Here is a 12,803-nt window from a genome sequence, read left to right on the forward strand (position 1 = left end):
GCCCCTCCCGCTAGTGGGCGCGAAGAGGTTGGGGTGGGGGGCCTGCCCAGCGGACCACCCCGCGGTGCGACGGCGCCACCGCGCCGGGCGGCTCGGACTTCTGCATGGTGAAGGTGTCCGGGATCCCCGCGGGCGGGGACTCCGGCGGACCGGTGATGAGCGTCGCCCCGCACGGCGCGGAAACCCTCCTCGGCGTCTTCGACGGCTCCGACCGGGAGAAGGTCGCCGAGGCCGGGGACGTCGGTCAGCAGCTCGCCTGGATCCGCTCGGTCACCCGCCGGTAGCCCCCACCGCCCGCCTCGATCCGCACCGATCCGCACACGGCGGTGGCCGCGACCGCTACCGGGCCTGCTGGGTACGGAACAGGCGGCGACATGGCCTGGAAGTCGGCGGGGCGCGTGGCGCGGGCTTCGGCGAGGGGTCGGACAGCTGCCGGACAGGTGCGGGACAACCGCCGTACACCGACCGGATAGACTGCCGCAATTCTGCACCTCACCCGTATGCACCGTTTTTCACGCCAAAGAGGGAGCGTCGTGGCGCTGCTCGACCACACCCGGCCGGCGCCCGCGGCGGAGCCCACTGGCCGGGGAGACGCGCTGCGGCGCGCGGCCCGCGCGGCGGCGCCCGCGGTCCTCGGCTATCTGCTGGTGCGGCTCGCGGCGACCGCGATGCTCTGGATGTGGGCGCGGTCGGAACACAAGAGCCTGCTGGGGCTGCTGGGCCGCAAATGGGACTCGCTGTGGTTCCTGGGCATCATCGAGCACGGCTACGACCACGGCACCCCGGCGCAGAGCAACCTCGCGTTCTTCCCGCTCTACCCCCAACTGGTGCGCGGTACCGCCGCGCTGTCCCCCACCGGGCCCGCGACCACCGGCGTCGTCCTCGGCTGGCTCTTCGCGCTGGCCGCCGCCTGGGGCATCTACGCGGTCGGCGCGAAGCTGTACGGCCAGCGCGCCGGGGTGGTGCTCGCCGTGCTGTGGGGCGTCATCCCGCACGCCGTCGTCGAGTCGATGGCGTACACCGAGAGCCTGTTCACGGCGCTGGCCGCCTGGACGCTGTACGCGCTGCTCTGCGAACACTGGCTGAGCAGTGCCTTCCTGTGCCTGCTCGCCGGGCTGACCCGGCCGACCGCCTCCGCGCTGGTGCCGGTGGTCTGCCTGGCCGCGCTGTTCGCGATCGTCCGCGCGCCGCGCGCCTGGCGCGCGTGGGCGGCGCTGCTGATCGCGCCCGCCGGCTGGATCGGCTATCTGGTGTGGGTGGGCCTGCGGGTGCACCGGCTGGACGGCTGGTTCCATATCCAGAAGGACGGCTGGGGATCGTCGTGGGACGGCGGCCGGTTCACCGTCGACAGCGCCCGGCACATCCTCAGCACGCCGTCGGCGCTCGACCTGTACGCGGTGACCGTCGTCCTGCTGCTGGCCGTGGCGCTCTTCGTCCTCGGCGTGCTCGACCGGCAGCCCTGGCCGCTGCTGCTCTTCAGCTTCCTGCTGCTGGCCACCTCGATCGGCGGCTCCGGCTACTACCACTCCAAGGCGCGCTTCCTCGTCGCGGCCTTCCCGCTGCTCATCCCGCCCGCCGTGGCACTGGCCAAGGCCAGGACCGGTACGGCCGTCACGGTCGTGACGACGCTGACGCTGGTGTCCGGGTACTTCGGCGGCTATCTGCTGCTGGTCTGGAACCACTCCCCGTGAGCCGGGCGGTTCACAAGCCGTAGCGCCGACGCCGTCGAAGACGCGCGGCATCGCGGACTGCCACGGCGCGCGGGAGAGCCGGCCGCCGACGCCGAGGCGCACGAGAAGCTCGACCTCTGCCTCGGCGACAAGGCGCCCTACGGCCTGATCGGCCTGTTCACCGGCGCCGCACCACCGGAACCCGCCTCCCCCGCGCGGGCCTGAACCGCGCGCGTGCGCGCGGCGGCGACGGCGGCTCCGCGCCCAGGAGGGGCGCGCGGGGACGGCGCTGTGGGATCCACAGGGCCGCGGGGGCTTGACGCGGGCGCTGGGTGGGCACCAAACCCACTCATGGGTTGTCCGCACGTCGAAGTTGTCGAAGCCGTACGCGGGAGGACATGTGCCGGAGTCACGGGCCGCGCTGCGCGCACCGCACCGGGCCGAGGTGGTGCGCCTGCTGGAGCGGGCGGTGGCCCAGCAGGGGCAGGGCGTGGACGGGAAGGCGCTGCTGGCGCGGGGGTTGGAGCGGCTGGAGGAGATCGCGGCCGCGGCGGACGAGGAGTACGGGGCGTACGTCAGGGCGCTGGAGGCCGGTCAAGCGGCCGGACCGCAGGAGCGCTCGGGGCGCGCCACCGCCGCGGTGCAGGGCCTGGTCGCGGGCGTAACGGCCGCGGTGGCCTTCGGAGTCGACCTCGGCTACGGACTCGCGGCGGGACCCGCGCTGGTGACCGGCCTCGCGGTCGGCGCGGCGGGAGCGGTGACGCTGACCGGAGCGGGCAAGCAGGGAAAGGCGCGGCGCGCGGGCGCCGGCCAGGGCTTACCGGGCGGTCCGGAACAACTGCGGCTGCTGTGGCTGGCCGCGCTCGACCGCCGCGGCGTACGGCCGTTCATCGAGGCGCAGCGCGCGGTCGTCCCCGCGCCGCCCCGCAAGCAGTCCGCCAAGGTGCCCAACCAGCCCTCCCCGCCGCGCCGTTCGGGCAACGACCGCAGCGCGGCGGCCCGCACACGCGCCGTACTGGAGCAGTCGTTCGGCCATCTCCCGGACGCGGAAGGCCCGTTCGCCGGGCGCCGCGCCCATGTCGCGCGGATCGCCCAGTGGGTGCACCAGGCCCGGGTGTCCACGGCGGTACGGCCCACCGTGGTCGTCCTGCACGGCCCGGCGGGCAGCGGCCGTACGACGCTGGCGGTGCGTACCGCACGGCAGTTGAAGGACCAGTTCCGCGGCGCGTGCGTGGTGGACCTGCGCGGCGCGAGCGACGGCAGGACGCCGCTGCCCACCAGGGAGGCGCTGCTGCACCTGCTCAACCGGCTCGGCGCGCCCCGCGACCAGCTCCTCTTCCGCGAGCGGCAGAATCAGGAACAGCACCTGCGACGGCTCACCGAGCAGTACCAGCAGCATCTCAGGGACGTGCCCGTGGTGATCGTGCTGGACGACGCCACCGACGCGGCGCAGATCAGGACGCTGGTCCCCGAGCGGTCCGAGAGCCTGGTGCTGGTCACCAGCCGCGCGCCGTTCGACCCGGAGGAACTGGCGCTGCCCGGCGCCTTCGTGCACAGCCTGGACGTCGGCGCGCTCGACGCGGACGACACCTTGGAACTGCTGGGCGAACTGGCCGCGGCGGGCGGCGGCGCCGCCCCGCTGCGGGAGGAGGCCGAGCGGCTGCGCGACCTGTGCGCGGGTCTGCCGATAGCCCTGCGGATCGCCGGAGCCGCGCTCCCCGACCACCACGGCGCGACCGAACTCGCCGCAGACCTGGAGGTGTTCGGCCCGCGCGACCCGGTCGACCGCGTCCTCGCACTGCGCTACCACGACCAGCCGGAGCCCAACCGCCGCCTGCTGCGCCGCCTCGCGCTGGCCGGGCGCGCCAGCTTCGGCGCCGCCGCCGCGGCGGCCCTGATGGCCACCGACGAACGCGAGGCCGCCCGCAGGCTCGACGAACTCGCCGCCGCGGGGCTGATCGAGAACGTCCGCGGCAGCCGCTACCGCCCACACGACCTCGTCCGCGCCTTCGCGGGCGAACGGCTGCTGGACGAGGAGGACCCGGTGGAGCGCGGCGCCGCCCACGAGCGGCTGATCCGCTCGTACGCGGACCTCGCGAACACCGTCATCCGGCTGGTCGAGGGCAAGACCTCCACCCGCGCCGGGCGCTTCGGCCAGCACGGCTTCGCCTCACTGGAGCTGGCGCTGCGCTGGCTGGACGAGGAGTCCAGCTTCATCACCGCCGCGCTGCGCGACACCGAGGGCGTCGACCGGGCCGCCGTACAGGCGCTGCTCGGCGCGCTGTGCGACTACTGCCTGCTGCGCGGCGACCTCTACCGGCTCGGCGAGATCAGCGAGATGGCGCAGGCCCAACAGGCCGCCGGGCAGCAGAAGTCGGGCCCCGACGAGGACCGCTCGGTGCTGGTGCGGTCGGTGCAGTGGCGTACGGGCATCGCGGCCCGGCAGCTCGGCGAGCTGGACAAGGCGCGGTCGACGCTGACGTCGGTGGTCGACCTGTACTTCGAGGCGCGGCACCCGTCGGGCGCGGCCCGCGCGCTGGACAGCCTCGGCATCACCCTGCACCACCAGGGCAACCTCAAGGAGGCCGAGCGCAGGCTGCGCGAGGCGCTGGAGATCCAGTCCGCCCCCGAGCTGGACGAGGACCGGGCCTGGACGCTGCACGCGCTGGCCGCCGTGCTGCGCGACATGGGCCAGGTCGGCACGGCGCTGGAGCTGCTGCGCGAGTCGCTGGCGCTGCACCGCGAGAACGAGAGCGTGCAGGGCGAGGCGTGGGCGCACCTCCAGCTCGGCCAGGTGTACCTGCGGCTCGGGCGGCTCGACCTCGGCGAGGCCGAACTGCGCGCCGCCGGGCAGTCGTACGCGCTGGCCCGCGACCCGCGCGGCGGCGCGTGGACCGCGACGCAGCTCGCCCGGGCCCTGCTGCTGCGCGGCGAGGCCCGGCAGGCCGCCCAGGACCTGGACGAGGCGGTGCAGCGGCACCGCGCCTGCGAGGACGCGCGCGGCGAGGCGTGGACGCTGTACTACCTCGGGCACGCGCTGGAGGAGTCCGGCGACACCGACTCGGCGCTGCGCACCCTGGAACGCGCCCGCACGATGTTCTCCCGCATGCGGGACGTCTACGGGCTGGCCTGCGCCCGGCACCACTCCGCGCGGGTCACCCGTGACCAGCGGGCGGCCCGTACCGGCAATCTGCGCAACAGCGGCTTCGCCCGGCAGCTCCTCCAGGACGCCCGCCAGGACTTCCGCCGGATCGGCGTCGAGCACGGCGAGGCGTGGTCGTGCGTCGAACTGTCCGTCATCGACGCCGGGAACGGGCGGCTGCCCGAGGCCCTCGCCCTCCTCGACGAGGCCGTCGAGCTCTTCCGTGGGCTCGGCGACCGGCGCGGCCACGACTGGGCCGTCTTCCTGCGCGCCACCGTCCAGCCGCTGCTCTCCGAGGACGGCCTGGCCCTGGCCCGCTCAGCCCTCGCCGGGCTCCTCGCCGACGCCTATCCGGGGCGGGACCCGGACCTCGAGGAGTACGTCGAGGCGTACGCCCTCCTCCTGGAGCGCGGCACCGTCGCCCCCGGCGGACCCTGGGACACCTGGCGCCTCGGCATGACCCCCGGCCGCTCCGCCCGCATGGTCATGGCCGTCCCCGTCTGACCCCTTGCACACGACGTGCCCCGTCGGGGGCGCGGGGAACCGCGCGGCCGGCCACGACGCTCCCACCCGCCCCGGCGGGGCAGATCGGTGGTCTCCGGACCACCGGCCGGTGGCGGGTTGCTCGCGCGGTTCCCCGCGCCCCTGAAAAGCACGCCCCGCGCAAGGGCCGCCCCCCGTCAGGGGCGTGGCGGCTCCGGGGCGGAGGAGGAGGAGGCGGAGGCGGCGGGAGAAGCGGAGGGAGAGGCCGCGGGGGCCTCATGCGGCGGGCGAGCCGCGGGCTCCTCGGTGAAATCGATCTTCTTCATCTGCTTGCCCATGTTCTTCATCAGCAGCCACAGCCCGATGGCGATGGCGGCGAAGATCACGAAACCGAGGAGCCCCGGCGTCACCTTGTCCTGGTTCAGCTCACCGGCGGCGTTCGAGGCGAGCGGGACCAGCGTATTGAATCCGTGGGAGGCGTTCACCCGCCCATTGTCGCCTAGGCCCTCTCGATCCCCGCAAAGAGGTCGTCCTCAGGGATCGAGGTGTCCACGCGGGACTGCGCCAGCTCGTAGTCCTCGGTCGGCCAGACCTCCCGCTGGAGGTCCATCGGGATACGGAACCAGCCGCCGTCCGGGTCGATCTGCGTGGCGTGCGCGAGCAGCGCCTTGTCACGGATCTCGAAGAAGTCCGCGCAGGGCACGTGGGTGGTGAGCTGCCGCTCCGGGCGGTCGAACTCCTCCCAGCGCTTGAGCCACTCGCCGTACGGGGACTCCATGCCGCGCGCGAGCAGCGCCTCGTGCAGCGCGAGGGTGCGCTCCTTGTTGAAGCCCTGGTTGTAGTAGAGCTTCAGCGGCGTCCACGGCTCCCCGGCCTCGGGGTAGCGCTCGGGGTCGCCCGCGGCGTCGAAGGCCACCGCCGAGATCTTGTGCGTCATGATGTGGTCCGGGTGCGGATAGCCGCCGTTCTCGTCGTACGTGGTGATGACGTGCGGCCGGAACTCGCGGATCAGCTTCACCAGGGTGCCCGCGGCCACGTCCACGTCCTGGAGGGCGAAGCAGCCCTCGGGCAGCGGCGGCAGCGGGTCGCCCTCGGGCAGTCCCGAGTCGACGTAGCCGAGCCAGGACTGGCGGACGCCCAGGATCTGGCGCGCCTCGTCCATCTCCTTGGCGCGTACCTCGTGGATGTTCTCCTCGATGTAGGGGTCGCCCTGGAGTTTGGGGTTGAGCACCGAGCCACGCTCGCCTCCGGTGCAGGTCGCCACCAGTACGTCCACCCCCTCGGACACGTACTTGGCCATGGTGGCCGCGCCCTTGCTCGACTCGTCGTCGGGGTGGGCGTGAACGGCCATCAGTCGAAGCTGCTCAGTCAAGGCTGGGTCCTCAGGTCTTCGGGGTCCGAGCGGCGCCGAGCCCCCGTCTTCTAAGCCCCCTCCGTCGGCCGAGAGGGCGCCTCCTATAGTGACCGAGTGAGGGGACGATTAATTCCGCCGTTCCCGCGCTCGGGAGGAAAAGCCTATGACCGCCGTGCGGCCCGGTGAGCCGGGCGCCCGCCCCGCCCTGCCCGACGGCAGGTACGGTCCGGGCGCCGACGCGCGGGCGGACCGCAAGCTGCGGATCGCCGCCGTCGTGCTGGGCGCGCTGATGGTCGTCGGCGTCGGGTGGTACGGCTGGCACGCCCTCACCGGCACCAAGGTCAGCGGTCAGGTCATCGCCTTCAAGGCCGTGTCGGACCAGGCCGTGGAAATCCACCTGGAGGTCCACAAGGACCCGGGGACCGTCGCCGTCTGCACCCTGCGCTCGGTGGACGTCGACCACAACGAGGTGGGCCGCAAGGACGTCCGCCTCGCGCAGCACGCCCGGCAGGTCGACACCGTCGTCACGGTGCGGACGACCTCGCGCGGTGAGACCGGTGAGCTGGTCAGCTGCCAGACCGCCCCGCGCGGCTGACCCCGGACCCCGGCACCCGCGTTCGTTTCTCGTCCCCTTGACCGACGAGTAATTGTTAGGCTCGTGGTTTCGTCCCGGCGACCGGTGGCAATGGACTTGTTCATCGGGGCGCACCCCGGCACCGGCCGTGGGGACGAGCCGTCGGCCCCACGGGTGCGACGGCACACACCGCCCCGCGGGGAGTCCGCGGGACAGGCACACGGCATGACCAGTACCGACGAGGAGCACCTGTGACCCAGACCAGCGAGAACGTCACCTGGCTGACCCAGGCGGCGTATGACCAGCTCAAGGCCGAGCTGGAGCATCTGTCTGGTCCGGCGCGCGCCGAGATCGTCGCCAAGATCGAGGAAGCCCGCCAGGAAGGCGATCTCAAGGAGAACGCCGGCTATCACGCGGCGCGTGAGGACCAGGGCAAGCTGGAGCTGCGCATCCGCCAGCTCAACCAGATCCTGGAGTCCGCGAAGGTCGGCGAGGCCCCGGCGGACGACGGTGTGGTGGCGCCCGGCATGGTGGTGACCATCGCCTTCGACGGCGACCCCGACGACACCATGACCTTCCTGCTCGGCTCCCGCGAGGGCGTCTCCAGCGACCTGGACACGTACTCGCCGCAGTCGCCGCTCGGCCGCGGTGTGGCGGGCAAGAAGCCGGGCGAGGACGCCACGTACGAACTGCCCAACGGCAAGAGCGCGTCGGTGAAGGTCCTCGACGTGAAGCCGTACCAGGGCTGAGCGGACAGCGGTGTGCCGCCCGTCCCCGTGGCACGGGCGGCACATGTGTGACGCGGCTCTCCGCGAAGGCGTCGGGCGTGACGCGATCGTCGAGCGTGAGGCGGTCGTCCGGCTCTCCGCGGTGACCGGCTGTTAAGCGGTCGCCGAGCGGTACTTGCGGACCGCGAGCGTACGGAAGACCACGATGATGAGCACGGACCAGATCAGCGACGCCCACACCGGGTGCTGCATCGGCCAGGCGCCGGACTGCGAGACGCCCGGGTTGCCGAAGAGCACGCGGCACGCCTGCACGGTGGCGCTGAACGGGTTCCAGTCGGCGACCGCCCGGAGCCAGCCCGGCATGTTGGACGAGTCCACGAAGGCATTCGACACGAACGTCACCGGGAAGAGCCAGATCAGGCCGCCCGAGGTGGCCGCCTCCGGGGTGCGGACCGACAGGCCGATCAGCGCGCCGATCCAGGAGAAGGCGTAGCCCAGCAGGAGCAGCAGCAGGAACGCGCCGATCATCTTCGGCACGCCGTTGTGGATGCGCCAGCCGACGAGCACGCCGACCACCGCGAGGACGACGACGGTGAGCGTCGTCTGGACGAGGTCGGCGAGGGTGCGGCCGGTGAGCACCGCGCCGCGCGCCATGGGCAGCGACCGGAAGCGGTCGATCAGGCCCTTGTTCATGTCGTCGGCGATGCCCGCGCCCGCGCCGGCGGTGGCGAAGGTGACCGTCTGGGCGAAGATGCCCGCCATCAGGAAGTTGCGGTAGTCCGAGGCGCTGAGGGAGCCGCCGACGGCGACCGAGCCGCCGAAGACGTAGCTGAACAGCACCACGAACATGATCGGCTGGATCAGCCCGAAGATGATCATCTCGGGGATGCGCAGCATCCGGATCAGATTGCGCTTGGCGACGACCAGCGAGTCCCTGACGGACTGGACGACGCCGCCCGCGCCCTTGGGCGCGGCGGTGGTCACGATGTCGGTCGTGGCGCTCACTTGACTGCCTCCTTGCGGGACGCGTCGGCCTTGCGGGCGCCCGCGTCCTCGGTCTCCTCGTCGGCGGCGTTGTCCTGCTCGGCCGCGTGGCCGGTCAGGGAGATGAACACGTCGTCCAGGGTGGGTCGGCGCAGGCCGATGTCGTCGATCTCGATGCCCTGCGCGTCCAGGTCGCGGATCACCTCGGCGAGCAGCTTGGCGCCGCCGGTCACCGGGACGGTGATCTTCCGCTGGTGTTCCTCGATCTTCGCGTCGCCCTTGCCGAATCCGGCGAGCGCGCGGGCGGCGTCGGAGATGCGGTCCCGCTCGTGCACGACGACCTCGACGCGTTCGCCGCCGGTCTGCGCCTTGAGCTGGTCGGAGGTGCCGCGCGCGATGACCTTGCCGTGGTCGATCACGCAGATGTCGTGCGCGAGGTGGTCGGCCTCTTCCAGATACTGGGTGGTGAGCAGCAAGGTGGTGCCGCCCGCGACCAGTTCCTGGATGACCTCCCAGAGCTGCTGGCGGTTGCGCGGGTCGAGTCCGGTGGTCGGCTCGTCCATGAACATCACCGGCGGGCTCACGACGAGCGCGGCGGCGAGGTCCAGGCGGCGGCGCATACCGCCGGAGTAGGTCTTGGAGGGCCGGTTCGCGGCGTCCGCCAGATTGAAGCGCTCCAGCAGTTCGTCGGCCCGCGCGCGGGCCGCCTTGGCGCTCATCTGGTAGAGCTGGCCGACCATTTGGATGTTCTCCCGGCCGGTCAGATACTCGTCGACCGCGGCGAACTGACCCGACAGGCCGATGTGCCTGCGGACCTCGTTGGGGTGCTTCAGTACGTCGATGCCCGCGACGACGGCTCTGCCGCTGTCGGGTTGCAGGAGTGTGGTCAGGACCCGGACGGCGGTGGTCTTTCCCGCGCCGTTCGGCCCGAGCAGCCCGAGGACCGTGCCCTCCGGCACGTCGAGGTCCACTCCCCCCAGTGCCTTGACATCGCCGAAGGTCTTCACAAGACCCTCTGCATAGATGGCGCCCGGCATTTTGTCACTCCGTCCGTTGGTGCGGTGTGCAGCTCTCACGACTGGTGCGGTGTGCGGCTTCATGACTTCGACCGCCCGAACGGCCGAAACTCATCGCTCAGCGCGCGGCGGACCGCGCGGCGAACCGCGATGGAACGCGAGAATGACAGACGCGATATATCGCGTCAAGCCAATTTCGCGTCCGCCACGGAACCTGGTACACGGCGCGCCGCCGCGGGGCTCGGCGGGCGATTCCCCCGCGGCGGCGGGTCGTACGACGGCGAGCTCCGGCCGCCGGGGCGGTCACCGGATGACGGTGTAACCCGCGTTCTCCAGTGCCTCGCCCACGGCGACACAGTGCTCAGGTCCCTTGGTTTCCAGGTGCACCTCGACCTCGGCCTCGGTGAGGCCGAGCCGCGGGTCGGTGCGCACATGGCTGACATCGAGGACGTTAGCGTCGACCACTGACAACACCCCCAGGAGCGTGGCGAGCGCGCCGGGCCGGTCGGTGAGACGCAGCCGCAGGGACAGGTAACGGCCGGCGGCCGACATGCCGTGCCGCAGGATGCGCTGCATCAGCAGCGGGTCGACATTGCCGCCGGAGAGCACCGCGACGACGGGCCCCCGCAGCGCCTCGGGCGCGGCCAGCAGCGCCGCGACCGGACTGGCCCCGGCCGGTTCCACGACCAGCTTCGCGCGTTCCAGGCAGAGCAGCAGCGCGGAGGAGAGCTGGTCCTCCGTCACCGTCACGACCTCGTCCACCAGGTCCCTGACCAGGGCGAACGGTATGTCGCCCGGGCGGCCGACCATGATTCCGTCGGCCATCGTGGCGACCGTGCCGAGCGCCACCGGGCGGCCGACGGCGAGCGAGGGCGGATACGCGGCGGCGCCCGCGGCCTGCACGCCGACGATCTTCACATCGGGCCGCAGCGCCTTGACGGCGACCGCGAGACCGGCGGCGAGACCGCCGCCGCCGATGCCGACCACGATGGTGCCGACCTCGGGACACTGCTCAAGGATCTCCAGGCCCACCGTGCCCTGCCCGGCGATGATGTCCGGGTGGTCGAAGGGGTGGATGAAGACCGCCCCGGTCTGCTCGGCGTACTCGATGGCCGCCCGCAGCGTCTCGTCGACGACCGCGCCGTGCAGCCGTACCTCGGCGCCGTAGTCACGGGTCGCGGCCACCTTGGGCAGCGGGGCGCCGACGGGCATGAAGACGGTCGAGCGGACGCCGAGCAGGGAGGCCGCGAGGGCCACGCCCTGGGCGTGGTTCCCGGCGCTGGCCGCCACCACCCCGGCCGCGCGCTCCTCCGGGCCGAGGCCCGCGATGCGGACGTACGCGCCGCGAATTTTGAACGAACCTGTGCGTTGAAGATTCTCGCATTTGAGGTGCACAGGTGCTCCGACCAGCGACGACAGATGGCGGCTGCCTTCCATCGCGGTGATACGGGCCACCCCGGAGAGCATTTTGTGCGCTCCTCGCACGTCATCGAGGGTGATCGAAGGGGACGCTGCGGGCACCGAACTGTCCATGGGCCCAGTCTCCCAGCTCCGGCGGACCGCCACCGCCGGGGGCCAAGGGTGTCACCGGCGGCCGGAATACGTGTCAGGGCCGGGGCCGCGGCGGGCGGCGTATTGCCGGTGAAGGGTCACGGGGCCTTCCGCGCCGCGTACTCTTCTCCACAACTTCCGCCTTCCCGTTCCCCTTCACAGGACCGACAGAACGCGAGCTTCAAGGTCATGTCCAACCCCACGGAGACCTCGACCGAACTCCTTGAGCGCCTCCAGCACCAGGTCGCACTTTTCGCCCGTCGCGCGGAACAGACGCGGCTCGGCGGAGTCGGCAAGGCCCGCAACTCCATGGACCGCGCCGCCTACCTGCTGCTCAACCGGCTCGACCGCGAAGGCCCGATGGGCGTCAAGGCGCTCGCCGAGGCCATGGGCATCGACTCCTCCACGGTCACCCGTCAGGTCGCCCCGCTCGTCGACACCGGCCTGGTCAAGCGCACCTCGCACCCGGAGGACGGCCGCGCGGTCGTCCTCGCCCTGTCGCCGCGCGGCCGGTCCCGGCTCGACGCGGTACGCGACTCCCGCCGCCGGCTGATGGCCGAGGTCACCGACGAGTGGACCCCGCGGGAGCGGGAGATCTTCACCGAGCTGCTGGCCCGATTCAACACCTCGCTCGCCGACTGGCACACCGGGGCGGGACAGCGCGAGGAGCCGGAGTCCGACGAGGCCGGTGGGACCGAGGGGACCGGCGGCGCGACCGGGTCGCGGGGAGACACGCAAGGGGCTTGACCCGGAACACCCGGTTGCCGTCCCATGGCCGCGTGGGGAAGCGCCGGGCGGCAGCGGAAAACCGACGGGACGCCGAATTCGCGGCGTTCACCGCGGGCGCGGCGGGCCGTCTGCTGCACGCCGCCACACTGCTGGCGGGCGACCCTGAGGCCGCCGACCGCCTCCTGACCGCGACGCTCGCGCACGTCTACGCCAACTGGCTCACGATGCGCGCGGAGGACCCGTACGAACGGGCCAGGAGCGAGCTGGTACGGCGGTTCGCCTACCGCCCGTGGTGGCGGCGGCCCCGCGGCGGCACCCTGGACCGGCTCAGCGGCCAGGAGCGGCTGATCGTCGTGATGCGGCACTTCGAGGGCGTCGCGGAGGAGCAGACCGCGGCCCAACTCGGCCTGCCCGTCGAGCGGGTGCGCGCCATCTGCGCCCGCGGGACGGCCACGCTGCGCAGCAGGCCCGAAGGGGACGATCCGGCGGCGGGGGGGGGGGGGGGGGGGGGGGGGGGGGAGGTGGGGGGGGGGGGGGGGGCGGGGGGGCGCACGGAGAGAATGACCGCTATA

The 12,803-nt window shown here is 72.6% G+C and carries 11 protein-coding genes and 1 pseudogene; 7 read left to right on the top strand and 5 right to left on the bottom strand.

What is annotated here, in order from left to right; genetic code table 11:
- Positions 1 to 56: 56 nt before the first annotated feature.
- The 3 genes and pseudogenes from ACZ4EF_RS24890 to ACZ4EF_RS24900 form a co-directional block, all read left to right on the top strand.
- Positions 57 to 284: pseudogene (locus ACZ4EF_RS24890) on the top strand (trypsin); the annotation flags it as partial.
- 249 nt (positions 285 to 533) lie between these two features.
- Positions 534 to 1,691, top strand: coding sequence for a hypothetical protein (locus ACZ4EF_RS24895; protein ID WP_391049119.1), 1,158 nt, complete (start codon positions 534 to 536; stop codon positions 1,689 to 1,691).
- A gap of 379 nt (positions 1,692 to 2,070) precedes the next feature.
- Complete coding sequence (locus tag ACZ4EF_RS24900) at positions 2,071 to 5,316, top strand: tetratricopeptide repeat protein (protein WP_467506425.1); 3,246 nt, start codon at positions 2,071 to 2,073, stop codon at positions 5,314 to 5,316.
- Positions 5,317 to 5,492: 176 nt separating this feature from the next.
- On the opposite strand, the gene ACZ4EF_RS24905 is transcribed toward ACZ4EF_RS24900, so the two are convergent.
- A complete protein-coding gene (locus ACZ4EF_RS24905) occupies positions 5,493 to 5,780 on the bottom strand; it encodes a hypothetical protein (RefSeq protein ID WP_467506426.1) in 288 nt (95 codons plus the stop codon).
- Between the two features lie 14 nt (positions 5,781 to 5,794).
- Entirely contained in the window at positions 5,795 to 6,667 is an 873-nt protein-coding gene (mca, locus tag ACZ4EF_RS24910; protein WP_391127072.1) for a mycothiol conjugate amidase Mca, read from the bottom strand.
- Between the two features lie 145 nt (positions 6,668 to 6,812).
- Here mca and ACZ4EF_RS24915 point away from each other — a divergent pair, with 145 nt between their 5' ends.
- On the top strand, positions 6,813 to 7,244 hold the full coding sequence (locus tag ACZ4EF_RS24915; RefSeq protein WP_355350127.1) for a DUF4307 domain-containing protein: 432 nt from the start codon (positions 6,813 to 6,815) through the stop codon (positions 7,242 to 7,244).
- A gap of 230 nt (positions 7,245 to 7,474) precedes the next feature.
- A complete protein-coding gene (gene greA / locus ACZ4EF_RS24920; RefSeq protein ID WP_188280881.1) occupies positions 7,475 to 7,972 on the top strand; it encodes a transcription elongation factor GreA in 498 nt (165 codons plus the stop codon).
- A 132-nt stretch (positions 7,973 to 8,104) separates the two neighbouring features.
- Here the strand turns inward: greA and ACZ4EF_RS24925 are convergent, their stop codons facing one another.
- The 3 genes from ACZ4EF_RS24925 to ilvA form a co-directional block, all read right to left on the bottom strand.
- A complete protein-coding gene (locus ACZ4EF_RS24925; protein WP_401312847.1) occupies positions 8,105 to 8,956 on the bottom strand; it encodes an ABC transporter permease in 852 nt (283 codons plus the stop codon).
- Positions 8,953 to 9,972 (bottom strand): ATP-binding cassette domain-containing protein, encoded by a 1,020-nt coding sequence (locus tag ACZ4EF_RS24930; RefSeq protein ID WP_467506427.1) that lies wholly within the window; start codon positions 9,970 to 9,972, stop codon positions 8,953 to 8,955. Before ACZ4EF_RS24930 ends, ACZ4EF_RS24925 begins: the two co-directional genes overlap by 4 nt.
- Before the next feature lie 282 nt (positions 9,973 to 10,254).
- Positions 10,255 to 11,484 (bottom strand): threonine ammonia-lyase, encoded by a 1,230-nt coding sequence (gene ilvA / locus ACZ4EF_RS24935; protein WP_355350136.1) that lies wholly within the window; start codon positions 11,482 to 11,484, stop codon positions 10,255 to 10,257.
- 207 nt (positions 11,485 to 11,691) lie between these two features.
- Here ilvA and ACZ4EF_RS24940 point away from each other — a divergent pair, with 207 nt between their 5' ends.
- Positions 11,692 to 12,249, top strand: a complete 558-nt coding sequence (locus tag ACZ4EF_RS24940; protein ID WP_355350139.1) for a MarR family winged helix-turn-helix transcriptional regulator — start codon at positions 11,692 to 11,694, stop codon at positions 12,247 to 12,249.
- Positions 12,250 to 12,281: 32 nt separating this feature from the next.
- Positions 12,282 to 12,803: sigma factor-like helix-turn-helix DNA-binding protein (locus ACZ4EF_RS24945; RefSeq protein ID WP_467506428.1), on the top strand; the 522-nt coding region annotated here is incomplete at its 3' end.

The sequence above is a fragment of the Streptomyces sp. NPDC025721 genome (genome assembly GCF_055558595.1).

Coding starts and splice junctions, on each gene's coding strand:
- ACZ4EF_RS24930 (WP_467506427.1), bottom strand. CDS start 9,972: ATGCCGGGCGCCATCTATGCAGAGGGTCTTGTGAAGACCTTCGGCGAT.
- ACZ4EF_RS24915 (WP_355350127.1), top strand. CDS start 6,813: ATGACCGCCGTGCGGCCCGGTGAGCCGGGCGCCCGCCCCGCCCTGCCC.
- ilvA (WP_355350136.1), bottom strand. CDS start 11,484: ATGGACAGTTCGGTGCCCGCAGCGTCCCCTTCGATCACCCTCGATGAC.
- ACZ4EF_RS24940 (WP_355350139.1), top strand. CDS start 11,692: ATGTCCAACCCCACGGAGACCTCGACCGAACTCCTTGAGCGCCTCCAG.